18 protein-coding genes and 1 tRNA gene are annotated in these 25,784 nt (G+C 65.5%); 11 read left to right on the forward strand and 8 right to left on the reverse strand.

Annotation, left to right across the window (positions count from 1 at the left end):
* Position 1 precedes the first annotated feature (1 nt).
* The 6 genes from AC3DE3_RS03685 (at position 2) to AC3DE3_RS03710 (ending at position 14,886) form a co-directional block, all read left to right on the forward strand.
* The gene (locus AC3DE3_RS03685; protein WP_488368990.1) at positions 2-2,335 is read left to right on the forward strand and encodes a 3'-5' exonuclease; all 2,334 of its coding nucleotides are present in this window, start codon (positions 2-4) and stop codon (positions 2,333-2,335) included.
* The gene (locus tag AC3DE3_RS03690) at positions 2,332-7,014 is read left to right on the forward strand and encodes a hypothetical protein (RefSeq protein WP_488368991.1); all 4,683 of its coding nucleotides are present in this window, start codon (positions 2,332-2,334) and stop codon (positions 7,012-7,014) included. Before AC3DE3_RS03685 ends, AC3DE3_RS03690 begins: the two co-directional genes overlap by 4 nt.
* Positions 7,011-11,684 carry a DEAD/DEAH box helicase gene (locus tag AC3DE3_RS03695; protein ID WP_488368992.1) on the forward strand — a complete coding sequence of 1,558 codons (4,674 nt, stop codon included), beginning with the start codon at positions 7,011-7,013 and terminating at the stop codon, positions 11,682-11,684. Before AC3DE3_RS03690 ends, AC3DE3_RS03695 begins: the two co-directional genes overlap by 4 nt.
* A 77-nt stretch (positions 11,685-11,761) precedes the next feature.
* Complete coding sequence (locus AC3DE3_RS03700; protein WP_488368993.1) at positions 11,762-12,247, forward strand: T3SS (YopN, CesT) and YbjN peptide-binding chaperone 1; 486 nt, start codon at positions 11,762-11,764, stop codon at positions 12,245-12,247.
* Between the two features lie 68 nt (positions 12,248-12,315).
* Positions 12,316-13,581 (forward strand): ADP-ribosylglycohydrolase family protein, encoded by a 1,266-nt coding sequence (locus AC3DE3_RS03705; protein WP_488368994.1) that lies wholly within the window; start codon positions 12,316-12,318, stop codon positions 13,579-13,581.
* Between the two features lie 123 nt (positions 13,582-13,704).
* Entirely contained in the window at positions 13,705-14,886 is a 1,182-nt protein-coding gene (locus AC3DE3_RS03710) for a nuclease-related domain-containing protein (protein ID WP_488368995.1), read from the forward strand.
* Positions 14,887-14,916: 30 nt separating this feature from the next.
* Here AC3DE3_RS03710 and AC3DE3_RS03715 read toward each other — a convergent pair.
* The 7 genes from AC3DE3_RS03715 to AC3DE3_RS03745 all read right to left on the reverse strand — a co-directional run bounded on the left by AC3DE3_RS03715 (position 14,917) and on the right by AC3DE3_RS03745 (position 19,693).
* Positions 14,917-14,990 (reverse strand) — tRNA-Leu (locus AC3DE3_RS03715).
* 10 nt (positions 14,991-15,000) lie between these two features.
* On the reverse strand, positions 15,001-16,002 hold the full coding sequence (locus AC3DE3_RS03720) for a Ppx/GppA phosphatase family protein (protein ID WP_488368996.1): 1,002 nt from the start codon (positions 16,000-16,002) through the stop codon (positions 15,001-15,003).
* Positions 15,999-16,550, reverse strand: a complete 552-nt coding sequence (locus AC3DE3_RS03725; RefSeq protein ID WP_488368997.1) for a DUF501 domain-containing protein — start codon at positions 16,548-16,550, stop codon at positions 15,999-16,001. The genes AC3DE3_RS03720 and AC3DE3_RS03725 overlap by 4 nt, the downstream gene beginning before the upstream one ends.
* Entirely contained in the window at positions 16,547-17,452 is a 906-nt protein-coding gene (locus AC3DE3_RS03730) for an FtsB family cell division protein (protein WP_488368998.1), read from the reverse strand. Before AC3DE3_RS03730 ends, AC3DE3_RS03725 begins: the two co-directional genes overlap by 4 nt.
* Positions 17,453-17,515: 63 nt before the next feature.
* A complete protein-coding gene (eno, locus tag AC3DE3_RS03735; RefSeq protein ID WP_488368999.1) occupies positions 17,516-18,793 on the reverse strand; it encodes a phosphopyruvate hydratase in 1,278 nt (425 codons plus the stop codon).
* A 250-nt stretch (positions 18,794-19,043) separates the two neighbouring features.
* Positions 19,044-19,403, reverse strand: coding sequence for a type II toxin-antitoxin system RelE/ParE family toxin (locus AC3DE3_RS03740; RefSeq protein WP_488369000.1), 360 nt, complete (start codon positions 19,401-19,403; stop codon positions 19,044-19,046).
* A complete protein-coding gene (locus AC3DE3_RS03745) occupies positions 19,403-19,693 on the reverse strand; it encodes a type II toxin-antitoxin system ParD family antitoxin (protein WP_488369107.1) in 291 nt (96 codons plus the stop codon). Before AC3DE3_RS03745 ends, AC3DE3_RS03740 begins: the two co-directional genes overlap by 1 nt.
* A gap of 454 nt (positions 19,694-20,147) precedes the next feature.
* On the opposite strand from AC3DE3_RS03745, the gene AC3DE3_RS03750 reads away from it, so the two are divergent.
* The 4 genes from AC3DE3_RS03750 to AC3DE3_RS03765 all read left to right on the forward strand — a co-directional run bounded on the left by AC3DE3_RS03750 (position 20,148) and on the right by AC3DE3_RS03765 (position 24,253).
* Positions 20,148-21,728, forward strand: a complete 1,581-nt coding sequence (locus AC3DE3_RS03750; RefSeq protein ID WP_488369001.1) for a DEAD/DEAH box helicase family protein — start codon at positions 20,148-20,150, stop codon at positions 21,726-21,728.
* A gap of 195 nt (positions 21,729-21,923) precedes the next feature.
* Positions 21,924-22,214, forward strand: coding sequence for a ScoMcrA-related endonuclease (locus tag AC3DE3_RS03755; protein WP_488369002.1), 291 nt, complete (start codon positions 21,924-21,926; stop codon positions 22,212-22,214).
* Positions 22,215-22,961: 747 nt separating this feature from the next.
* Positions 22,962-23,357 carry a hypothetical protein gene (locus tag AC3DE3_RS03760; RefSeq protein WP_132061785.1) on the forward strand — a complete coding sequence of 132 codons (396 nt, stop codon included), beginning with the start codon at positions 22,962-22,964 and terminating at the stop codon, positions 23,355-23,357.
* On the forward strand, positions 23,354-24,253 hold the full coding sequence (locus tag AC3DE3_RS03765) for an alpha/beta fold hydrolase (protein WP_488369003.1): 900 nt from the start codon (positions 23,354-23,356) through the stop codon (positions 24,251-24,253). The genes AC3DE3_RS03760 and AC3DE3_RS03765 overlap by 4 nt, the downstream gene beginning before the upstream one ends.
* On the opposite strand, the gene AC3DE3_RS03770 is transcribed toward AC3DE3_RS03765, so the two are convergent.
* Entirely contained in the window at positions 24,244-24,756 is a 513-nt protein-coding gene (locus tag AC3DE3_RS03770) for a hypothetical protein (RefSeq protein ID WP_488369004.1), read from the reverse strand. The genes AC3DE3_RS03765 and AC3DE3_RS03770 overlap by 10 nt on opposite strands.
* A 160-nt stretch (positions 24,757-24,916) precedes the next feature.
* On the opposite strand from AC3DE3_RS03770, the gene AC3DE3_RS03775 reads away from it, so the two are divergent.
* Positions 24,917-25,765, forward strand: a complete 849-nt coding sequence (locus AC3DE3_RS03775; RefSeq protein WP_488369005.1) for a hypothetical protein — start codon at positions 24,917-24,919, stop codon at positions 25,763-25,765.
* Positions 25,766-25,784 lie beyond the last annotated feature (19 nt).

Genomic DNA, 25,784 nt, shown 5'->3' on the forward strand with positions numbered 1-25,784 from the left:
CATGGCAACCATGACAATGATCGACGAGAAGGAAGATCTCGACGGCTCTCTGTCCAAGCGTGTGTACGACATGCTCGCCAAGCTCCGGGCGGACGACACGACCGTTGGCGCGCATGTGGAGCCGATCAAGAACGCGATCGACCCGCGCATCCGTTCGGTCCGCGTCAATGACAAGTTCCGGGCGCTGCTGTTCCGCATCAGCGGCGGCGAGCAGGTCCACTACGTTTACGTCGGCACGTTCCCGCACGACGACGCGTACGCCAAGGCCGCCACCCAGCGACTGACCGTCAACCCGGTCAACGGTGTGCTCACGCTGGTTCGGGAACAGGACCCGGTCATCGACGCCCGGATCGCGGCCGCCAACAAGCGGAAAGCCGAGATCGCCGAGGCACAGGCCAAGGCTGCAGAGGCTGAACTGGCAGCCGGTGAGCCCCAGGCGGGCCCGCGCTCGCCCGCACCGCAGTTCGCCCAGTCGGGGATCGATGCCGACGCCCTGAAGCGAGAACTGGGGATCGAGAATGCCGTGGCCGCCCCGGCACTGGCGGCAGAGACCCTGAACGAGCTCGAGAGTGTGCTCGCCACGGCAGCACCGTGGGAACGGGACGCGCTTTTGGGCCTCGCGGTGGGCTACAGCATCGAGCAGGTCCGCTCTGAGCTAGGACTGGACGTCAGCGACGAACCTGCTCCTACCGACCAGGACGACGAGCTGACCGAGGAGAAGTTCCTCGAGGCCGTCAGGCGGCCGGCCTCGTCCATGCAGTTCATCTACCTCGGGGATTCCGAGGATGCCGACGCCGCAATGCGGGACATCATCGAGAATCGGGACTTCCAGGCCTGGACCACCTTCCTCCACCCCACCCAGCGTGCGCTCGCCACCCGCAGCCGCAAGGGGTCGTGGAGAGTCTCCGGAGGAGCGGGGACCGGTAAGACCGTGGTCGCTCTCCACCGCACCAAGGCGCTGGTCGACGGCACCATCGATGGGCCCGGCCTCGACGGCAATCCACCCCGGGTCCTGCTCACCACGTTCACCAAGACACTCGCGGCATCCCTCGAACGGCAGCTTGCTGTCCTCGACGCCTCCTTGCCCAAAGCCACGAAGGTGGGCGATCCGGGCGTGTGCGTCGCCGGTATCGACCAGGTGACCATGGCTGCGCTGCGCAGAGCCTCCAGGGACCAGATCTCGCAGGCTGGGCAACGGGTGCTCGGCGAACCGTTGGCGGCCGCTCCCGCACCGCTGAGCGACCAAGACGACCGGGACCTCTGGCTGGAAGCGGTGGAGCGGACCGAGACGGCTCCTGAAGGCGCAGCGGCCACCCCGGAATTCCTCCGCGGGGAATTCGAGGCCGTGGTCCTGGCCCAGCGCATCACCTCCAAGGGCGGCTACCTCAAGGCCGATCGTTCGGGACGAGGCACCGCGCTCAATCGCAAAGCGCGTATCGCCGTGTGGTCGGCGATCGAGGCGTACCTCGCCATCGCCCGGCGGGAGAACAAGCACACGTTCCCCGTCCTCGGATGCCTCGCCGCCGCGGTGCTCGACCTCAAGGCCGAGGAAGGCGGCGGGCGACTGGTCGACCACGCAGTGGTGGACGAAGCTCAGGACTTCCACGTGGGCCACTGGCGACTCCTCAGGGCGGTAGTGTCGGACGGGCCCAACGATCTGTTCATCTCAGAGGACGGCCACCAGCGGATCTACGGTCGGCCCACCCGCCTCTCGCACTTTGGAATCAACATCAGGGGCCGTGCCAACCGTCTCAAGCTCAATTACCGGACTACTGCCGAGAACCTGGGATTCGCCATGGGCATCCTCGAAGGGGCCACCTTCGTGAACACCGATGGCGAGGAAGACACGACCAAGGGCTACCGCTCAGCCCGCAGCGGCCCGGTCCCAGAGATCACCAAGTGCGAAACCCTGGCCGACGAACTGTCCGTTGCTGAGAAGAAGATCCGGGAATGGTTGGACGACGATGCCCAGGGCGTGTCGATCGGCGTTCTCACGCACAACAAGCGCGATGTCGACAGGATCGCCGACGGCCTCTCCGCGCGCGGCATCACGGTCTCGACCGGCGAGGGACCCGGCGTGCACGTCATGACCATGCATTCCTCGAAGGGAATGGAGTTCTCTCACGTCGTTCTCGCTCGGGTCTCCGAGGGGACCATGCCCGGCCCGGTCCGCAACAAGGCACTGACCGAGGAGGACCGCGAACTGTTGCTGCGCCGTGAGCGCTCGTTGCTCTACGTGGCGGCTTCGCGTGCACGTGACCAGCTCGTCATTACGACCGGAGCCCAGCCCTCATCCCTCCTACCCGCCGATTCGATCATCGAGGCGGCCGCATGAGGCGCGCATCGGGAGGTGCGGGGACCTGGTGGATCGAGGCGTTCCCGCACTGGGAGCCGATCGCCGACCACGTGCCTGTCGGTCCGCGTGAGGCAATCCACAGCACCAGTCCGGAGGACCGCACCGAAACGATCCTCGAGATCGCCTCGGCATACAGGTCGGTCAGCGACCTCTCACTCGGCGAGCTCTATCCGCTCATCCCGGCGCGGTTTCCGTTGCGACTAGGCCAAGACTCCAATCCCGCTACATTCGCCGCAGTCGCGTCGGTCGCCGCCGTCGATGTTCTCCCCGTCCGCTCCCGTCAGGGGGTCCGGCAGATCCATCTGACTCTTGCCCAGGCCAACGCCGCTGCGGGCGCCACCGGTGCGATCAGCTGGCCCACCGACGACATCCTGTCCGCAGTGGGCTCCGCTCTCTTCGCTCTCTACCCCACGGAGTTCTACGCTCTGGTCGACGTCGCCATCGGCGGGCGCGACCGCACGAAAGCCGAGGAGTACGCAGCCCGAGACCTCGACGTCCCCGATCTCGACGCGTTCATCCGACAGGCTGCGGCTCGCGCCTTCGACCTCGCCGGAACACCGACAGTGGAGGACTGGATCGCCGGCATCCACGCCCACACCGGTCGCCGCACCGCTGATGCTCTGACCTCGTCGCACCCCCAACTGCTGCGGAAGATCCCGCTCCTTCCGGTGACGCTCATGGAGGCAGTGGCAGCGATCTCCCCTGATCTGACCCTGAACCGTGGAGAGCTCGTCACGGACATCAACGGGACTGCGCCCGTCGGCCTGTCCGCGGACGACCACGCGATCCTGGAATGGGTCATCGAGCATCCCGACGCGATCCTCACCGAGATTGGCAAGGGATTCGGACTTCCCGCTGCGGACGTCAACCGTGTTCTCCGCAGCCACGCGGTGACCGGGGTACGGACCATGCCGGCACCGGCGAGCGGCTCGGTTGCGCCCTCGGCACCTGCTCCAGCTTCGGCACCGGCTTCGGCACCGGTTCCTGATTCCGATACTGCTCGAACGCCCGACCCTGCACCTGTGTCGGAGTCGACGCCCACACCGACACCGGTTCCGGGCCCGGAACCCGCGGTGGAGCCTGCTCCGCCGCGAATCGACGAGCCGGCTACGCCTTCAGCAGATGAGCCCGCCGCTGTCACCGAACCCTCCCCGCCAGCACCGGACACTGACGAACCGGCGCCTGTCCAGGAGCACGAGGCCCCGGCGGCCGCACCCCTGGTACCGCCCGATTCGAACCTGGATACGTGGGAGAAAGTCCTCCGTGGGCAGTTGACCGGCGCGGTCCTGGCCGCCGACGTCGACTTGTCGGCAGCCGACCTCACTCGCTTGCTCGACACATTCGGTGAGCGCTACCGCCTCTCTCGCCGCCGCCAGACCTCCACGGCTCAGTTCATCCGTCTCTATCCTGCCGCCACATTGCTGGCCTTAGTTGGGATGGGGTCGGTCGGGTTCGAGCAGAACACTTACTGGTCCAAGTTCTGGGAACGTCTCGAAATCGAACGCAGGCAAACTGACGAGAACGCGTTCCGTCAGAGCGTGCAACCCTTGCTCGAACGATTCGGCCTCGATCCCATAGCGGGTCTTCCCAAGGACCGGCACGTACAGCGCCTGACTATTCACGCCGGCATTCCAGCATCGAGTTTCGGCAAGCTACTGGACGCGCTCACGACCTACGTAGCGCTGGTCGACAACCAGGAGGACCGCCCGTTCCCGTCGTGGATCGTCGAACCCAGCCATGATGCGCTTTATGACCAACTCGACGCATCCATCAAGATCTTCATTGATCACTCCGGGCCCCGCGGCCACGAGATCCTGAGCTCGCTGGCATCGATTGTCTCGTCCGTTGCTGACGAACACATCAGCGGAGAAGCCGCCGTGGCTGCCGCCGCCGACAGCCTTCCTGAGCTGATCCGCCTCGCACTCCGCGACGCATTCCTGCGGGAGGACATCGGCGAGGAGGTCCGCGCCCGGCGTCGATCGTCCAAGATGACGCCCACGCTGCATCTCGGCGGCGATGACGGGCTCGTGATCCGTTTACCTGCGCCGATCAGCAACACGTCTTCGCCGTGGGCTGTGACCCTGGACTCGGACGTGATCCACGTCTCTCCGGATCGATTCGCCCGGGACGAGTCAGTGGACGTCCCCATCGACCGGCCGACTCGTCGTATCGTCGTCTCCCACCCCTCGTTCAACGATCCGGTGGAGATGCGCCTCTACGAACCCGCGCAGCCGCTTATCGCCTTTACCACCGACGGTGCCCACATCCCCATCAGTCAGCGTCTACCGCGCGGCGAGATGGTGGTGGTCCAGCCCAATGACCTGGAGATCAAAGGCGAAGGCCGTCTCGCCCCGCGCGTAGCCGCACAATACGGCGCGCCCAATGGGTGGGCCGGGTGGCACATTCACCAGTGGGATCTATCGGAAACCGACCATGTGCGTCTACAACACCGCACCCACCCACCGGTCGATTTCGCTGTAGGCAAGCGCGAGCTGCCATACCTTTATTGGACCGACGACGACCCGCTCGATCTGCTTGACGGGGTGTTTCACGAGCGTCTTCCGGTCTTTGGATCCAGGCCTTACATCGCCCTGCCGCCCCTTGGTCCACTCGATGTTGTGCCGTGGACTGTCAGGTACAGGCGTTCCGGCGCACACGACTGGATCGTGCAGGGCACCTACTCCCCCGACGAGCTGGAAGCCTTGGAGCTTTTCGAAGAAGATCACGAGCTCCTCGGCCGGTTCGACATCGCCGTCACAGGCCCCGACGGGGCTCGTTTCGAAGACAGTGTCTACGTCGCCGAAGGACTGCAGATCGAGTACGACGACGACGTGCGACTTCCCGAAAGCGACGGACTGTCAGAATTCGGTGCCACCCTCACCACCACTTCGGACACTCTCCGCGTGTCACCTCAGCGCCTGGACTTCGACTCGCGTACCTCCTCTCGCGATGTCCGTTTGTCCAACGGTCCAGCATCGGCGACGCTGAAAGTCCGACCGCCCCGCGTCGAATTCCGGCTCACTCCCGTGGGCGCGCTGCCCACATGGAGCGACCGGCAGATCGGCATACGGCCTGAAGCTCTGAGCCAGGCGACGCTCGCGGTGCGAGGAGTTCCGGACGGGGTCCGGCCCGAGGTTGTCATCCGGGACCCGCGCGGTGATATCCAAGCCCGCCTGGAGATCACCGAGCGGACTCGGTCCGACGTCCTCAAGGTGAGCTCCGATCGCCTCGCGTTTGCGGCCAAGACCGCGCAGAGCGGCAAGCTTGAGTTACTTCTGCACTACCCGGGAACTGCTGGCACATGGATTGCGCCGCTCGCGCGCTTCTCAACTGTCGGCCCGAGGGTGCAAATCACCGCGGACGACGACACGATCTATGTCAGCGGACTCGCGTCAACCGAGGACGTGGTGCTGCACGTCTGGCAGCCCGCACGTCCCTGGAGGGCCCCGATCTCGATCCCCGTAGTAGACGGACAAGCCGAGATCCCCACCTCGGTTCGCGATGTCGGTCCGCTGCGGGTTGCCCCGGTCATCGAGGACGACTGGGATCCGTTGCCTGCAGAGCCTTTTCCCACCAGGGACAGTGTGCGTCTGGAACGGCCCGGGGATTTCGGGGAAACACCGTCAGCGGGCCTCTCGCGTTTCCTTGCTGGCGAGACGCCTTACCCCAATGTCGAGGCGTCCAACTACAAACTGTGGCATGCGCTGGCGTATCTCGACCGAGGCCTTCTCGACTCCCACGAGGCCCAGTTCAAGTTGATTTCCGACCTCGTGTGTCGACATGCGCGAATGAGCGCATTTTCTCTAGCAGAGTCCAACTTGTCCACCTCGGAGAAGCTTGCTCTCTACATCCGTACCGGGTTGGTCTTCGAGTCTGTGGAGGTCTCTCGGCCAGGAACTCGCCGCGGGGAACTGGCTACCGAACCCTGGCTCGACATGCTCGTGTCCATGGCAGACCTACGTCGCGCCGACCCCGGGCTCCGCGAGTGGTTGCTACGCCGGCTTGATGAGATCGGCGGTCGTAGCCTCATCAAGATCCTCGACACGGGCGTCGATCCGCTCTCGGAGACTGTCGTCGATCGCAACGCGGCAACGCTGAGCAGCAATCCGGAACTTCTCAAGAGCGTGCTCGCCGGGCGGAAGATCGTTCCCGGGGGACTCGTCGACGAGGACACTCGCTACGAAGGCTTCTTCTCGCTTTTCGAGCTGCAGCACGCACAGGACCGATCCGTCTTCACCGAGCTGTACAAGGTCGTGATGGGCCGCGGTTTCAGTCCGATGCGCGAGCTCAAGAAATCCCCCACGTTGTGGCGGCACGTCGAGTCCCGTAGCGACCCGCTCGACGGTCTCGACACGCAGGAGTACGCCTGGGCAAACGCGACGTTCGTCAGCCTTGCCCTGGCCCTGTTCGCCAGGCTTGTCGCGATGGGGCAGGTTCGATATTTCAAGCAGAAGCCCCTCCTCGAGGCGTGGTCCGAGTTCGCTCGAAAGGAACCCGTCCAGACCATGGTCGATCTCTTGCTGGCCGAAGCTCTCGTGAGGCACCACCGCTTCCCAGACATCATCTCGACTCCTTGGCGCAGCGACGAAGAATGGGCGAATGCGATCGTGGCCGCCGACGCTGAAACAACTTCCGTAGTGCAGAAGGATTACCGATGACAGAGATGCTCGATCCACTGGCGACCGCGCGCGCAATTGAATCCACCTACAAGCGCTATATCACCACGCTGCTCAGTCCGAACGATCCCGAGCTTCACACCGCCTTCTCGGACGTCGTGGCAAACACGCGCAGCTTGACCAAGGGCCCGCTTCTCGAGACCACACCGCCGTACAGCCCCGGCGCTTCACTCGACCAACTCGTCGAGGAGGGTGTGCTCACCCCTGGGTTCCGTCGCTTGGAGAGCGAGAATCTTCCGCTGGGCAGGCCTCTCTATTCCCACCAGGAGCGCGCGATTCGCAAGGTGGTGGGCGGGCGGAACGTCGTGGTCACCACCGGCACCGGTTCAGGTAAGACCGAGAGTTTCTTGATCCCGATCTTTAGCCACCTCATCGCCCAGCGGGATGCGGGATCGCTGGGGCCCGGGGTCCGTGCACTTCTGCTGTACCCCATGAACGCCCTTGCCAATGACCAGCTCAAGCGACTACGCACGCTGCTCGCTGACGTCCCCGAGATCACCTTCGGTAGGTATACGGGTGAGACCAAGCAGACCCGCAAAGCGGCACACGCACATTTCAAGGCGCTCCATCCGGATCAGGAGATCCTCCCCAACGAACGGCTGAGCAGGGAGGAGATGCAGGAGAATCCTCCACACATTCTCCTGACCAACTACGCGATGCTCGAGTATCTTCTGCTACGTCCCCGAGACATCGAACTCTTCGCCGGCCAAACCTGGCGCTTTGTCGCACTCGACGAGGCCCATGTCTACGACGGCGCACAGGCAGCGGAAGTCGGGATGCTTCTGCGCCGCCTCAAAGACCGCGTCACCCCCAATGGGCGGCTCCAGTACATCGCCACCTCCGCCTCACTTGACGGTGAACCGGATGCGGTCACGACCTTCGCCAGCGAGCTGTTCAACGCCCCATTCGAGTACACAGATGATCCCGCCATCCAGGACGTCGTTTACGCAGACCGCATTCCCAACACCGACGCCGCCACGTGGTCGCTCCGCCCAGAAGACCTGACCGCCGTGCTCGAGGGCAAAACCGATGACTGGGGCATGGAGACCGATTCCGGGCCCGATCTGGACCTTCTAGTCACCCTGTCGGGACACCCGGACGCCGGAACGGCCCTCGACCACGAGGAGCACGTGGTCGCCCTCCGCCAACTCCTCGCCGGCAGTCCCGGCGACATCCGGGCCGTCGGAGCTACTTTGTGGCCGGACCACGATGACGCCGACCGGCTGGTCGAAGGTCTCGTACGACTCGGTGGCCAGGTACGCCTCCCGAACGGGCACCCCGTCCTCTCAGCTCGCTACCACTTCTTCGTCCGCGCCACCGAGGGTGCCTTCACCTGCCTCTCGCCGTCCGGGCCGCACGTGCACCTGGCCCGGCACGAACAATGCCCCACCTGTGACGCCGCCACCTTTGAGTTTGCTACGTGCACCTCGTGCGGGACCGTCTACCTGGCCGGCGAGATCGACGGGGAGACAGACCGCTTGGTGCCCGTCAACGGTCGACAGCTTCGCGCACAGTGGTTCGCCCTCCTCGATTCGGACGAGGTCACGGTGGATGAGGACGACGACCTTCTTGAGGCGGATGCCGCCGAGAGTAATCCGCGACTCAACTATCTATGCACCGGCTGCGGCCACGTTTCCGACAGCGCCACCCTCACCTGTCGCCGTGACTGCGGTCAGGGCGAGATCCGCCCCATTACCTCGCTGCAGACATCCAAGGCCGGGCTGTCCACCTGCACTCACTGCGGAGCCCGCAAGGCCAACCTCGTCCGCCGACTCGACCTGGGCAACGACGCCCCCTCGGCCGTCGTCACCACATCGCTGTACCAACAGCTGCCCATCGCTCGTGATTCCTCCCGTGAGTACGTCGGCGAGGGGCGCAAACTCCTCATGTTCAGCGACTCACGCCAGGCAGCCGCCTACGCCGCGCCCTATCTCGACTCCAGCTACTCACGCCTCATGCAGCGCCGCCTCCTCGCACAGGTACTCGAGGATCCAGCCTTCTCCATTTACGGCGGAAGTGTCACCGACATGATCCACAGCGGAGTCGCACGAGGGGAAGCTGCGCATCTGTTCGAGGTCAAGGCCACCAAGATGACCATGGATCGCGAGGTCGGCAACTGGCTGATGTCAGATCTGATCGGCACCGACGTCAGGCAATCGCTCGAGGGACTTGGGCTGATGCTCGTCTCGATGCATATGCCGGACGGCATCAAACTTCCGCCTCCGCTGGTCGAAGCCCTCGGCGACAAGGGCGCGGTAGCCGTGCTGCAGCAGCTCGCCGTCATGACCCGGCGACAAGGTGCGGTGACGATGCCGGAAGGCGTCAACGTCAAGGATGAGATCTTCGCGCCGAGAAATGTTGTGGTGTCGATGAGTCCTGAAGGCTCAGACCGGCGAAGCAACCTTCTCTCCTGGGCTCCCACCCGCGGAACCAACAAGCGTCTCAATTATCTCCAGCGGGTCCTCGAGACCGTCGGCATGAAGGACCAGGCGCCGAAGTTTCTTGAGAACCTGTGGCGATTCATGAATCCGCCGGCTCGACCGGGTGGCCCCGGGCTGGGCTGGTTCCGTCCCAACTCCCCGAAGACCGGCGCGTTCCAGCTCGACCACCGAGTGATCGAGCTCCGTTCGGGGACGTCTGCGACGTGGTGGCAGTGCAATGTCTGCCGAACGCTCACCGCCCACAACGCCGCCAACATCTGCCCCACGATCAACTGCGACGGAACACTGATCGAGGCACCGGTCCCCGAGCTCGCGGACGAAACCAATCACTATCGGCACCTGTACCGGTCTCTGCAGATTGCGCCGCTCTCGGCAATGGAGCACACCGCTCAGTGGACGTCAGAGCAGGCCCTCGAAGTACAGAACGACTTCATCCAAGGAAAGCTCAACGTCCTGTCATGCTCCACCACATTCGAACTCGGTGTGGACGTCGGCGATCTCCAGTCAGTCGTTCTGAGGAACATGCCTCCGCGTACCGCGAACTACGTCCAGAGAGCGGGACGCGCTGGGCGTCGCACTGATTCTGCGGCGTTCGTCACCACCTACGCGCAGCGGAGGTCTCGCGATCTCTCCCGTTTCAATGATCCGACCGACATGATCAGCGGAGTCATGCGCGTGCCGTGGGTCCCCATAACCAACGAGAGGATCGCTCGCCGGCACATTCACTCGATCGTCTTCTCTGCCTTCTTCCGTCACAAATTCGACACCGCATCGGTCGAGTTCCGGCACGTAGTGGACCTGTTTGGCACCGATGGGTCCGGCCGCGCTCCGTGGGAGGAAATCCGAGGCTTTCTCGACCCTGTTCCCGCCGAGATTTCTGAATCCGTCGCCCGCGTAGTGCCGTGGGAGCTCCACGATGATCTCGGAGTCGCGGACAGCTCCTGGGTATCGGATCTCGTAAGCCTCCTCACCCGCACAGCGGAGGAGTTCAACGCCGAACGAGTAGAGCTCAACGAGCTGAAGGACAAGGCGAAGAACGAGGAGAAGTTCAAATTCGCCGACCGTTTGGTGCGCACTCTCAACACGGTCGAGAAGCGGCAGGCATTGTCAGTCCTTGCCCAGCGCAACGTGCTACCCAAGTACGGCTTCCCGGTTGACACCGTCGGCATGCGCACCAACCACTCGTCCGACCCCGCTGGGCAACAGCTCGAGCTGGACCGCGATTTGGCTCTTGCCATTCTCGATTATGCACCGGGCAGCCAAGTCGTCGCCGCGGGCAAGTTGTGGACCTCTCGGGCCGTGGCGATGCAGCCCGGAAAGGCGTTCGTCCGGCAGGAGTACCGAGTGTGTAAGAACTGCGACGCGTTCTCCTCCGGCCATTCGTTAGGCACTGAGGCTGCCGATTGCACGGTCTGCTCAGAACCCGTCACCGGCTCCGAAACGAAGCGGTTCATCATCCCGGAATGGGGATTCGTCGCAGATCCGGACCCACTTGCCGTTGGTGCGGCCCCGCCGGTGCGGCGATCGATAGGGTCGTCGCACGTCGAGGACCCCGGGGACTCCCGGCTCAAGGTGGAGCTCACCGGCAGCGATGTCATAACCACGGCGACGGCTGGTGTTCGCGCCAAGATGGTGGTGCTCTCCGAGGGCCTGGGCGGTGGATTCTCTGTCTGTGCGTTCTGTGGCTGGGCCAAGCCACACAATCACGAGCGTGTGACCACGCATATCCGGACATACGGAGACTCCGAGTGCCGCGGCAGCTTTGAAACCCTCTCACTGGGGCACCGCTACCAGACCGATACTGCGGAGATCGTCGTTCACGGTTTGATCGACGCCACCAAGGCGTCTCTTCTTTCTCTGATGTATGCCCTCCTCGAGGGAGCATCGGAGCGTTTGGAAATCTCCAGGGACGACATCGACGCGACACTTTCCTACTCGAAGAATCAGCGATCGATCGTCATCTTCGACACTGTCCCTGGCGGTGCAGGTGCGTCCAAGAACATCGCAGAGAGCTTCAACCTCGTTCTCGAAGAAGCACACGCACGGGTTGCCCGGTGCGACTGCGGACCGGAGACCAGTTGCTTCGGCTGCCTGCGTAATGCATTCAACGATCGCTTCCACGACGAGCTCCGCCGAGAGGACGCGTTGCGACACCTGGATGCAATGCTGAGCTTCGACCAGGTGACTTCAACAGCCCTGCAACCGAATTGATCAAATGCTGCACTGTCGGACGTCGATGATTGAGTAGCGGCATGAGTACTTCACCACCGCCTGAGGGCGGGTCAGACATGGACCAGATCGGCGTCGACGGCTCCGATGACGATTCAAGATCAGACTTCACTTGCCAGGAAGTCCATTCCGGTGTCGAGCTCCGGACGATCTTCGAGGAACTGTTCGAGAAGTTCGATATTGCCTGGGAGCGGACCGAACATGACGGCTCCTACAACTTCCTTATCGAGAATATGGTCGTGCATGTTCACATCGACCAGGCGGCCCCGGCCATTCAACTCACGACCGGGGTACGGACCGACGTCACCGACCAGGTCGAAGGTCTGGTCATCGCCAACGAATGCAATACGCGCGCCTCGGCGGCCCGGTTCGAGTTCGAGGACCGCATCGTGTCCGCAACCACCAACTACAACGCCACATTCTTCGTTCCCGGCGCCATCCTCCAGCTGCTCTTCGGCTTCCAGAACGACGTGAAGTCCATTGCCGGGCAGATCCCCGAACACGCTCTCGGAACCCCCCACGAGTGGCTTGAGATCGAACCATAACCGCAGTCCGACGCCTAGTCTGACGTTCGTTAGCGTACGGCGGTCCAATCAGCACCGAGGAGTAGACGATGGCTCGATTCACCTCGACTCAGGTCGACATTATTCGCCGCCACCTGGCCGAGAATCCGGACCAGTCGCCGAAGGCGGTAGCCGGTTACTTCGAGCGCGTCTCGGATCTAGACGAGGACACCGCGCTGTCGATCGCCACCGTAGCGATGTTGATCAGAGAAGGGCACGAGGGCGAGGTGGCGCAGTACATCGACTACAGCAATACCGTCAGGTCAGATGACGAAGCTCGTACGCGTTACGCCAACGCTCTGGTCGGTGGCGCGGCCGGGGATGCATGGGGCTACCAGGTGGAGTTCACGCGATATGTGAACATGCCGTCGAGGCCAGTCCCCCCACCCAAAGGGGACTGGGTCGTCTCCGATGACACGCAAATGTTGCTCGCGACGCACGCCGCGCTGCACGAATCCCCGGACCTTTCAGACATCAACAGCGTTGCCGAAGTCCTCCTGAAGCACTTCATAGCGTGGTCGCACGACCCGGACAATAACCGGGCCCCCGGAGTCACCTGTATGAAATCCCTCCGAGCTATCGCGCGTGGTCAGCACTGGAACGACGGCGGGGCCCAGAATTCCGCCGGATGCGGCGCGGTAATGCGACTTGCTCCCGCGGCCTTTGCTCCCCTCGAGACCCGAAGGGGGCTTGCCGTTCTCCAAGCTGTAGTCACCCATCACCATCCCAAAGCGGCGCTTTCTGCCCTGCTACTCTGCGATGCCTTCTCCGCGGCGGGTGACACGGCACTTCTGGAACAGGCAAACAACAGTATCCGAACGCTGAGATCTGAGCTTCCCTCCAACTGGCGTGATGACCGGTTCCTCAATCAAGTCCTCTCGCTCCTCACCCGTGACCCGCACGCGTATCTCAGCTCTGCCCTGGGAGACGAGCCGGGACGCCGCGGGCCAACGCTGGCGGACGCGTTTGCGGCCGCAAGTCACAAGTTGTCCGAGAGCTTGTCGTCAACAGGCTGGCTCGGAGATCCCTGTGCCGGTGTCGGCGAGGGCTGGGACGCCGCCACCGCCACTGCGCTCGGACTGTTGGTAGCTGACCTCAACTACGCCGGGCGACTCGACGCCGTTGAAGCCATCGGTTGGGCTGCCACCAGTAATGGCGACTCCGACTCAATCGCCACCCTTGCCGGCGCTCTCATCGGCGCAGCGCACGACCACCCAGAGTTCTGGAAGACAGTCGACCTGCAACCACGATTCGAAGCCCGATATCACCGAGAGCTCACCGACGCCGCCGAAGTCGGTCCCGCGGGGACCGAATAGGAAGAGTGCCCGGTTTAAGAGCGGCGAAGTGGCGACTGCTGCACAACTCAGACTTCATGCTCTACTGCCAGCACCCGACTTTCCCATCCACAGGCCAGAACAAGCAATTGCAAGAAGGCGCACATGACAAACGACACGACCAACAAAGAGATTTCCTGGCGCACATGGAAGAACGTGCTCGGCTCGAGCTTGATGATTATCGGCGGCGGAGCGCTTGCCCTCTTCTTTATCTTCTTTATTGTTGGCGGAATTACGGACCTCTGGTCCACTGCGACATCAGATGATCCGCTCTGGAGCCGGATCATTGAAGTGGTCTTCCGATTCATTCTGATCCTGCTGGTATTCGTTGCATGTGCCATCGCCGCAGGTATCGCTGGAATCTCCTTCGGACTGTCGATTCTTGTGGCCATCGGACTCGCCTTTACAATGCCTTGGCCGGGCGCATGGGAAATCTTCGGCTACTTCCTTCTTTTTCTCCTAGTTGCAGGCGGAATGGTCGGCCCTGGTTACATCCTGAGAGACAGCCACCAAGACGATCTGAGATTTTGGGGGGAGCAGAAGGCCGCCTCAAGGAGAAAACAGATTTTCGGCTCGCAGTCGCCGTGGGCGAACCGCTTCGGGGACAAACAAGGCGAGCTAGAGAGCAAGGGCAGATTCACACGGCACGCCGAGAATTTCCAAGAGTACGGAATCCCTGGCGAGGGTCTACTTTCAGCTATTGATACGCACATGGGGCGCGGGGCCGCGCTGTCTGGTGCAGCAGGAGAGAAGAAGACCGCTGAAATTGTGAGGTCGCTTTCGGAGGACTTCCCCGGAATCACGCTCTTCAATGGACTGAAGGTTAAAGACGACGAGGGCTGGGACATCGACCATGCGATCGTCTTTGCGGACCTTGTGGTGTACGTCGATTCAAAGCACTACACCGCCGCCGACTATGCCTGGGTCGGAAAATGCATCGAGCAGTACCCGACCTCCAGCAAGCCCGGGCGAGCGAACTATCTCGGTGAAGCTACCGAGACGATCTCTACCGATCTCCGATCTGGCATCACAGTGAAGTCGGCAGTCGTAGTTCACTCCACGAATGACGGTCAACCGATCAATATCATCGGGGATCCAGAACCAGATAATCGACCTCGACTGATGAACACCCAGGACTTTACGACGTGGATTAAGAAGCTGCTTCAGGAACACCATCCCGGCGGAGAGGGCCCGCTGAAGGGGGTGTCCGCGTACATCCATCACTGCACAGTGGAATCGCTTTCAAAGCGCCTTCCGCAATACATCCGCGACAGGGGCGCTACGTAAGCCCCTGCAACACAACGCAGTCCCGATCAGTGCCCCCAGTCGGACTCGAACCGACACTTTGACGGTTTTAAGCCGTCTGCCTCTGCCAATTGGGCTATGGGGGCTCAGCCAGCGTCAGCCAGCCTGGCGGGTCAGCACCGACATCGCGATGCCATCCAGGATGTCCTTCTCACTCACAGTGATCTCCGACAACCCGACGCGCTCTGCCATCACATCACACAGAGCTGAGGCCACCAGCGCCCCTCCCCCGATCACATCGGCGCGGCCCGGGTGCATCGGTCCCAGACCGCGGCGCTCGGCGACCGGGGAGCCGACCAAGCGGTCGCATACGTCCTTCAGTTGGCCCATCGGAATGACCGAGTTGTGCAGGGCAGCCGAGTCGTATTCGGCCATCCCCTGTGCCAGCGCCGAGAGCGTGGTGAAGGTGCCGGCCACGCCCACGAAGCGCTTCGCCCGGCCCAGCGGAAGATCAGAGGCGCTCTCCAGCGCCTCGGCGATCACACTCCGGGCCTCGGCGACCTCGTCGGCCGTCGGCGGGTCCGAGTGCAGGGTGCGCTCCGTGATCCGTACGCATCCAATGTCCAGGCTCTTGGCCCCGAGGATGCGCACCTCGCCGTCGTCGTAGTCACCGACCACGATCTCCGTCGACCCGCCGCCCAGGTCCGCCACCACGAACGGGCCCTCACGCGGGGCCAGATCCACCACACCGCCGGCGAACGTCAGCTGCGCCTCCGTCTGCCCGCTGATCACCTCGGCCGACGCGCCGGGGAAGTGCTCCCCCAGCACCTCGGCGGTCATGTCAAAGAACTCGGTCTTGTTGGCGGCATCGCGGGTGGCGGAGGTGGCCGCCATGCGCACGGCCTGCACGCCCAGATCCTTCATGGTTGTGGTGTAGTCGGTCAGCGCGGTTCGGCAGCGGGAGATCGCCCCGGCAGAGATCCGCCCGGTGGCGTCTACGCCCTCGCCCAAGCGGATGATCCGCATCTCGCGCACCACATCCGTGAGCCCGGCTCGGCCGGGCACACCCTCGGCCACGAGCAGGCGGATGGAGTTGGTGCCGCAGTCCACGGCACCCACGCGCACGGCGCCGTCGCCAGCCGTACGGGCGGAGCTCACTGCTCGTCCATCGCGAGGTAGTCGGGCACGCCCAGCTCCTCGGGGTTCGGCCAATCCGAAGGCAGCGCCGTGCCGCGCAGCCCGGCCTCGCAGGCCAGCGCCACGGACTCATCGCCCAGCCACACCACGCCTGGCCCCTCGGCCAGCGCATACGCCATGAGCACGTGCAGGCACTTGACGCGCTCGGGCATGCCGCCACCGCTGAAGTCCGTGCCCAGGTCCTCGATCGCGTTCCGCTTGGCGAGATACCGCTCGTGCGCCTGCACGTAGTTGGCGGCCAGCTCGGGCTCCTGGGCCAACCTCGTCGTCATCCCCCTCATGATCCCCGCGGACTCCTGCCGACTCGCCTCGGCGGTGAGCCGCGGATCGGTGAGGTAGTACAGCGTGGGGAACGGCGTGCCGTCCTCCAGCCGCGGCGCGGTCTTGACCACCCCGGGCTGGCCGTCGGGGCTGCGGTAGGACACCTCCAGCACGCCCCGCGGCGGCCGACCCAGCTGGGCCTGGATCGCGTCGAGGTCTTCGCTGGTCACGCTCTGCTCGGCGCTCACGCTGGGGGGTCCTCCTGTGATTGATCTTGGACGCCGCCCGGGATGGGGGCGGCGGGGTCGTCGGCGCCGGGCACGCCGGGCACGACCGGCACCGGCGGGGTGTCGGGGCCACCGGGGATGGACGTGCCCTGGAGCACCGTCGAATCCTCCGGCATGATCGGGTCGGCGGGCTCGGCGATGGAGTTCCACACGCGCGTCTGCCACGGCTGCGCCGCCAGCTCGGCGGCCTTCTGCTCGGCCACGGCCTGCTCGACCGGGTCGACCATGGACACGCGGTACGGGGTCTCCCCCGGCTTCACGGCGCCAAAGCGGATGCGGGCCTGCTGCTCGATGTACGCCGGGTCGGAGAGCATCTGCTCCTCGGCCTCGAGCTCGGCGATCGTCGCCTCCAGCGCGGCCCTCTCCTGCGCCACGGTCTTCTCGTCGCGCAGGAATTGGTAGTGATTGCGCAACGGGAACGACACTGTGACGAGCAAGATGATGGCGACGACGGCGAGGAGTCCGATCCGCCGCGGGGTGTAGTTCCGCGGGCCCAGCAGGGTGTCGGACAGGTCCGTGCGCGTGGTGAGGCGGTGGGCCTCCGGATGCGCGGTGGTGCCGACCCGGCCGGAGCGGGCAGAGGCCGGGACGGGCCGGTCCCGTTCGCGGCTCGGCGTCCGCCGGCGGGGCGTCTCCCGGCGGGTGGGGTCGGCGGGCTGATCGGCCCCGGCCTGCCCGTCGACCCCGTCGCGGCCGGTAGCACCCGGGCCGCGGCCGGTGCTACTCCCCCGGTCCGCCGCGGTCCCCCGGCCCGTCCCGTTCGCACGGCGACGGATGGCGCCCGACGCCTCCCCGGGCCGCCGGGACGACGCGCGATCGCGTGCGTCTCCCCGGCGGTCCGAGGGGCGGGGCGGGCGAGCCATGCGCCTTCCTTTCCGACTACGTGCCCGTCAGCGGTGAACTGCCGACGGGCGGTGCTGGTGCCGTCAGGCGGAGAAGCGCGGGAACGCCTCGGCGCCCGCGTACCGGGCGGCGTCGCCGAGCATCTCCTCGATGCGCAGCAGCTGGTTGTACTTGGCCACGCGCTCGGAGCGGGCCGGGGCGCCGGTCTTGATCTGGCCACAGTTGCAGGCCACGGCGAGGTCGGCGATGGTCGTGTCCTCGGTCTCGCCCGAGCGGTGCGACATCATCGAGGTGTAGCGGTTGCGGTGGGCCAGGTCCACGGCGTCCAGCGTCTCGGTGAGCGTGCCGATCTGGTTGACCTTGACCAGCAGGGCGTTGGCCAGGCCCTTCTCGATGCCCTCGGCCAGGCGCTGGGGGTTGGTGACGAAGAGGTCGTCGCCGACCAGCTGGACCTTGTCGCCGATCATGTCGGTCAGGGTCTTCCAGCCGTCCCAGTCGTCCTCGTCGAGCGGGTCCTCGATCGAGACGAGCGCGTACTTGTTGACGAGCTCGGCGTAGACGTCGGCCATCTCGGCGGCGGAGAGCTGCTTGCCCTCGAAGTGGTACTTCCCGTCCTTGAAGAACTCGGTGGCCGCCACGTCCAGCGCGAGCGCCACGTCGGTGCCCAGCTCGTAGCCGGCCTTGCCGATGGCCTCCACGATGAGGTCCAGCGCGGCCTTGGTGGAGTCCACGGAGGGGGCGAACCCGCCCTCGTCGCCGAGGCCGGTGGACAGGCCCTTGTCCTTGAGGACGGCCTTGAGGTGGTGGTACACCTCGGTGCCCATGCGCAGGGCCTCGCGGAAGGTGGGCGCGCCGATGGGGGCGATCATGAACTCCTGGACGTCGACGCCGGAGTCGGCATGGGCGCCACCGTTGAGGATGTTCATCATCGGCACGGGCAGCACGTGGGCGTTGGCGCCACCGATGAAGCGGTAAAGCTCGAGGCCCGAGGACTCGGCGGCGGCGCGGGCGACGGCCAGCGAGACGCCGAGGACGGCGTTGGCGCCGACGGTCGACTTGTTGGGGGTGCCGTCGGCGTCGAGGAGGGCCTCGTCCACGACGCGCTGGTCCTCGGCGGGGATGCCGATGACGGCGGGGGCGAGAACGTCCAGCACGGCCTCGACGGCCTTGGTGACGCCCTTGCCCAGGTAGCGATCGTCCTCATCGCGCAGCTCCACGGCCTCGTGGGCGCCGGTGGATGCACCGGACGGCACGGCGGCGCGGCCGAACGAGCCGTCGTCCAGAAGCACCTCCACCTCGACGGTGGGGTTGCCTCGCGAATCGAGGATCTCCCGGGCTCCGACCTGCTCGATAAGCGCCATCTGTGCTCCTTGGGGGAAGTTCGTGGGTTCGTGTGCGTGGCCGGCGCCGCTAGGCGGGCGCAGTCCGCTGGCTATTGTTCCACGTCGGTCCAGAGGGCGGGCCGAGGCTGGGCCGGGGGCGCTCACCCCGCCCCCGCCTGGCCGGCCTTCGCCCCCTCCGGGGTTGCGCGTCCCCTATGTACGCCGCCGGCCCGGGTACTCGTCCGGTGTGGTCCATTCCGCGCGCGTACCTCTCCCCAGTTGCCTTCGCTCAGCTCCACACGTGAGCAGGATCGACGTGCTGGCCCACGTCCATTGCGTCGTGGAGGACCCTGCCCACCACGAGCATGCCCGGGTCGAGACGGCAGATCAGAAAGTGCCGAGGCCGGTTCACCCGCCCGCCACTCGACCGGTATCGACTGTTCGACAGGTGCCACGACACGACTCCGTCACCGAGCTCGGGACGCTTGACCAGACCGGGATCGTCGGAGGCGGTGGCTGCATCTCTGATAGCCGCGACGATCAGCGCTTCATACCGCTTCTGGGCTTGTTCACCGAACTGCTCGTACGACCACAACAGAATCAACCCGATGTCCTCGCGCGCGCTCTCTGTGAGGCGGAACGTCGCCATCACCCAGGTGACCGACCGTCGGCCACAGCTCGTGCGCCGATGTCCGCGATAGCGTCGTCAAGGTCCGCATCGTCGACGTCCACGTAGCGCCCCTCCGCCACGTCAGCCCACCCTCGATCGGCAGCTGCACGTAACGCGGCGAGCCTGGCGGCGTCCTCAGCGTCGCGCCGCTCCAGCAGCCGAAGCCCTTCGCGCAATACCTCGCTGGCGTTCTGGTATCGCCCGGATGCCACCAGCTGATCGACTAACTCGTGTTGCTGCTGGCCGAGAACAACATTCCGCGTTGGCATGCTTATCACCCCTGTTGGCAGAATATGCCAACTTGGCGCTCCCTGCGAGGGGCTGCGATCAACCCGAACCGGGTACGGCCAGAGAACTGGAGGCGGGCCCCTGTCGTCGTCGTTCTCAGGCGCCAGCGAACGCCGTCGGTGACGTACCCGGCCCCTAGAGTGAGCCCGACCCCGCCAGGACCACCCAGGAGGACTCAGTGGACTCACCCGCCCTCATCACCGCCCGCAACCGGGACGGCATCTGATGGCGGCCCGGTCCTCGCGCAAGGCCACGACCAGGCGCAAAACGAGTTCCTCGCGGTCGACGGCAGCAAAGAAGGCGAGCTCCACCCGGGCGAAGCCGACCAAGAAGCGCGCTAGTGCGGCGCCGGCGGTTCCGTCGATCCCTCCCGGCCAAAGGGTGTGGCTGCTGGAGCTCCCGTGGGGAGGGCTCGACGGCGGTACGCCGGCCGGGGTGACCTATTACAAGTCGCTCACCGCGCACGCCTACGTCGGAACCACCCTGCCGAGCGCACTTGAGGCCTACGCCAGCAAGCCCTACTCCTACCTGCGGTGGTTGGGGGACGAACTCAACGGCAGCGAGGGCCCGGGTGCGACCGCGGCGCCGATGATGCTGCGCCCGGAGCAACGCGCGGACGTGGACGCGATCGTCGCGGCTGCCGAGCAGCAGTTTCGGCAGGTCCACCTGGCGAACGATGTGGGCACCGGCAAGACCCTGGTAGCGGTGGCCGCGGCGAAGACAATCGCCAAGATGCGCGGCGCACACACGGTCCTGGTCACTGTGGACCGGCCGGCCCGCATCACCATCCCGTCATGGCGGCGCACCATCGCCGCGCTGGGCGATGACGGCCTCCGGTGGATCATCATGTCCTCCGACAGCCTCGGCAAACTCATGGCGCGAAACGGGCGCCCGCGGCTCAAGGTCGACGTCGCGGTGATCGACGAGGCCCACCAGTTCCGGCACGCCAGCAAGCGCACCAGCTACATGCGACGTCTGACCCGCATGGACGGCCCGCACGAGAAGGCGCCGTTCGTGCTGTCGATCACCGCCACCCCGGGCCATCACCCGGGCGAATGGGGATACCTGTCGTCGCTGTATGCGCAGGTCCACGGCGATTCCCCGGCCGCGTGGACGGACTTCGGGCGGGCCCTGTCCGAGCGGGGCGCGCCCCTGGAGACCTCGTACGGCAAGTGGACGTGGACCGCGGAGGCCAAGGACTCGCTACCGACGCAGCAGGCCGCGATCAGCGACGTGCGCGACATCCTGCTGCGGCACGAGCCGCCGCTGATGCTCACCCGGTCAGCGCCGTGGGGCCCGCCTCCGTTTGATGTGGACCTGGTGGAGCTGACCCCGGACCAGTGGCGGGCCTACGAGCTGGAGTGGGGCGACTTCCAACGCGAGATGCAGCTGGCCCGGACGGGCAACAACGTCGCCCGCGGGCTGGCCGCACTGGTGAGGCTGCGTCAGAAGGCGTCGATGATCCGGGTCGAGCACACGGTCGCGGCGGCGAAGGCCGAATTCGAGCGCGGCTACCAGGTTCTGATTGCCACCGAGATGGTGTCCACCGCCGCTCACCCTGTGGCCGAGATGCTCGAGGCCGACGGGATCCCGGTCGCACGGATCTATGGCTCGAACCCGCAGGCCGAGTCCGAGCGGATGCGGTTCCAGCGGGGCGAGGCGCCGGTGGTGGTGTTCAACACGCCCACCGCGATCAACCTGCAGGCCCGAGAGCAGTTCGCCGACGGCTCGTTCGCGACCGCCGCCCCGCGCAGGGGCTTCTTCCATCAGGCCCGCTACTCGGGGCTGCTGGCGGAGCAGACGATGGGCCGCGCACACCGGAACCATCAGGTCTGCGCCTGGTCGCTTCTGGCGGCGGCCGGCACGATCGAGGAGCGGGCCGGGACGGTGATGCTGTCCCGTCTCATCGCCTCGGCGACCAGCACCGATGCGGACGCCTCCACCTTCTCCGAGGTGGCCCGGGTGTTCGGTATCGACTGGATCCCCGCCGTCCGACTGGCGGACGAGCTCGGCTAAGACGCCGCTTCCGATTCGATCGCGCTGCACCGAGCTGCCTCGGTGCGCCTCACCGATGCCGAACTCGTTTCCGTCATGGCCCGCTCCGAGAGAGCTCAGCTCACCCGGTCTTAGGCGATCCTGTGAAGTGGCTTGAAAGTACTCGGAAACCTGATAGTCACCGGCCCATTACGCTGGGAACGCTACTGTCCATAGATGCCCTTGTCGGATATTACCCGCCCCGCAGTAGACGCCGCGCTCGGCGAATTCGACCGATTGGGGCGTGAGTCGTTCTTGCACAAGTATGGCTTCGGGAAGGCACGAGACTATTACTTAGTTCGAGATGGAAAGCACTACGACTCGAAGGCTATAGCGGGTGCCGCGCATGGGTTTCTCGCGGGACGCTCCGCACTATTGGCGAGCGAATTCTCTGGTGGCGCCGCGACGGTTGCTGCGCAGCTGGAATCACTCGGCTATGTGATGACGTCTGATCGACCGCGAGATTAAAAGGAGTACGTCTCCGTTCGGATCCGCGCAGGGCTGCCCGGTGACACGCTTGGGGAATCCGGCGCACTTTTAACACCGCGACAATTATTCCCGAGGAGACCCTGATGGCATACGGACTGCACAGCGACATCGACGGGGACCTGCACCTGCACTCAAACGACCCCGACAGCGACTCGTGGCTTGTAGAGGCGATCTGGCCTCCCTCCACGGAATTCGAAGTGTGTGAGCACACAAAGAACTGGTCCACCTACGGGATCACGCATGCGCGTAATGCGTGGTACGTCCACCTCTGCTCTACGATTCGCATCACCGACGGGGCCGGGAACACCACCGAGCACACCGTGCATTCGTACCCAGCCATCCGTTCTGGCAACTGGGACTGGCCCCAGCCCTCTGTATCCGAAGACAGGCCGATCAAGCTCAATCGAGCGCCATGGGGCGTCAGAATCCGTCGGGCGGTCCGTCGAACTCGCGGACAATGACCAACTGAGCGCTCACCGTCCTCGGGTGCCAGTCACGACACGCAGACAGGTTCAGCGAACGCCCTCTTCGTCGTCACCTACGTGGTCCTTCCCACAACCGGCGTGATCGGACCCCGGCGGCACTCGTCCGCCTCTCCGATATCGGCCCCGCTTGGGGTGGACGCATTTCCGCGGCCGATAGTTGCACCTCGACCTGCTGGCCGGCACCAGACTTTCGCCCCAATATCGCTGAACCACCCGACGGCACGGCCGATAGACTCCCAGAGTGCGGCTTCGTCCCATCGACCTCGTGGATGTCCTCGCCTATCTCGTCGTCCTGGGCGTGTTCATCCAGCTCTTCCCCGCGGTCCTGTCGGAGACGTTCCTGCTGGCGCTTCTCACAGCGGTCCTGCTCAAGGTCGTCCTGGAGATCGTGCTGCGGGTCAAGAAAGGGCTTGTGGGTCGCATCCGCTCGGACAGGACGCTCCCGGTTCGCGTCGTGAACGTGGCCGCGCTGGTGTTGGTGCTGCCGGGCAGTAAGTTCCTGGTTCTGGAGCTGGTCGCCCTCGCCTTCGGCGACGCCGTCCAACTGGGTGGCTTCGTCGCGGTGACCGCCCTCATCGTGGCACTAATGCTCGCTCGCGGTGGCATGCGGCGGCTGCTTGCGAAAGGTGAACAGTGACCCATCACGAGATTGTTCGAACAAAGGACGGCCGCGACCTCGAGGTGCGCGACACGGGTCCGGTCGAGGGATTCCCGCCCGTCTATCACCACGGCACGCCGCAGGGCGCGGTGCCGTTCCCGACTCTCGAGCGCGCAGCGGCAGACCTCGGGCTCCGGGTCATCTCCTACTCGCGCCCCGGGTACGGGTCGTCGTCCCCGCGCGGGGACGGGACGACGACAGCGCAGGTCGCCGACGACGCCACCGACACCGCCACAGTCTTCGACAGCCTGGGCGTCGGAGAGTTCCTCACGATCGGCTGGTCCGGAGGAGGACCGCGGGCGCTCGCCTGCGCAGCGCTTCTGCCCGGGCGGTGTCTGGCGGCCGCGTGCTGCGTCGGCATCGCCCCGGCCGCCGAGTACGACGGCGACATCCGCGACGGAATGGCCGAGGAGAACGTCGCGGAGTACACGGCCGCCCTCACGGGCGTCGAGGCGCTCGAGGAGTTCCTGGAGCCCCAGACGGGGTTCTTCACCGTGAGCGCCGAGGACGTCGCCGCGGGGCTCGGCGCGCTCGCCCCTCCGGTGGACCGCGCCGCGCTCAACGGGGAGCTCGCCGGGTACCTGGCCGCCTCGGTCAACGCCGCAGGCCATCAGGGCATCGTGGGATGGCGCGACGACGACCTCACCCACACCCGCCCCTGGGGCTTCGACCTGCGGGAGATCACCGTTCCGGTCTCGATCTGGCAGGGCCGGCTGGACGCGATGGTGCCGTTCGCCCACGCGCAATGGCTCGCGGCGAACGTCGCCGGCGCGCAGGCGCACGTGGTCGAGGGCGAAGGGCACCTCTCCCTCATCCAGAAGGCCCCGGAGATTCTCGCGGATCTCCTGCGGCTCGGTGGCGTGGGTCAGGTCTGACGTCCCCGTCCGCCAGGGCCTCCGAGGATGCGGCGAGTGGGCCGCGCGAACACCAACCCGAGGTTCGCGACGCTCAGCAGGCCGAACACCCACCAGAACCCGTAGAAAAACGTCTTCTGCTCCGACGAGAGCGCTGCGACGGGGGTCCACATGAGGGCGATCTCGCCGACCATCCACCCGAGCTGGGCGAGTGTCACGGCAACAGCGAAGTACCACTGCCAGCTCGAGGGGCCGCCCCGACGCCTCCCCCGCCGCGACGACGCGCGCAGGCCTCGGACCAGGAGCGCGGTGAGCACGGCTCCGCACACGCCGAGGAGTCCGAGGATCACGCCCGGGAGGAAGTAGTCGCCGAAGGGCGTGTTCTGCAGCCAGGCGGTATCGAAGCCCATGGTGGACCCGTCGGGCGAGAAGCTCAGGCCGACGCTGCCCCCGAACGCCATCACCGTCCAGAACGCGATCCCGGCGGTGAGCGAATACGCGGCCCATGGGCGCTTGGAGGTCACAGCGGCGCTCCTTCCGAATTGCCTGCACGAGCGGGTCGGCTGACTGGACCTCATTGTGCTCCCGGCAGGCGCGGTGGATGATGAGGATCGAGTGAGAAACAGCCGCGACGAGCTGGACTGACGTCACCGGACCCCGCACGATCATCGGAAGGGTCTGCCCATGAACCAGCCGCATCGGCTACCGGCACTGTGGACCTGGCTCGCGGTCTCGGCGGCGGTCCTGTCCGCAGCGGGCAGCATTCTCGGCCTACTCAATTCGGAGCGTTTCTACGGGGACGAGACCACCGAGCTCGTCGTCGCCGTCCTCGCCCAGGATCTGGTGAACCTGGTCGTCGTCGCACCGTTCACGGTCGTCCTCGCCGCGGCGGCCCGGAGGGGCGCGGTCACGTCGGGGCTCTGCCTCGTCGGCTTCCTGGCCTTCACCGTCTACAACTACGCGATCTACGCGTTCTCCATCCACTTCGGTCCGCTGTTCCTGCTCTGGGTGGCGGTGCTCGGGATGGCCGTCTTCGCCCTCGCCGGGAGTCTGGTCGCCCTCGCCGGTTCGGTCTCTGCGACTCGTCCCAGCGGCACCGCGGTGCGGGTGTCGGGGTGGTTCCTCGTCGTCGTCCCGCTGTCGTTCGCTCTGCTGTGGCTGAGCGAGATCGTGCCCGACCTGCTCAGCGGGAGGGGTTCGACCAGCGCGACCGCCTGGGAGGTCCCCACCAATCCGGTCCACGTGCTGGACCTGGCGTTCTTCCTCCCGGCAGTCTGCGTGGTGGGCGTGCTCCTCCTCCGAGGTCGCCGGCTGGGTGTCGCCGCGGCCCCGGGGTCGCTGGTCTGGCTGATCCTGACCAGCCTGCCGATCCTCGTCACGCCCTTCGTCGCGCAGGCTCGAGGCGAGGACCCCGGGTGGCCCGTTGTCGTTCCGATCGGCACCGTCGCCCTCGCGTCGGCGGTGGTCCTCTGGAGGTTGGTGCACTCGATGGGCAAGCCTGCGACCGCTCCCCCGAGCCGCGTAAAGGCGTGACGCCCGGAGCCGCTTAAGC

It is taken from the genome of Dietzia sp. IBK-p2-16D, assembly GCF_057773085.1.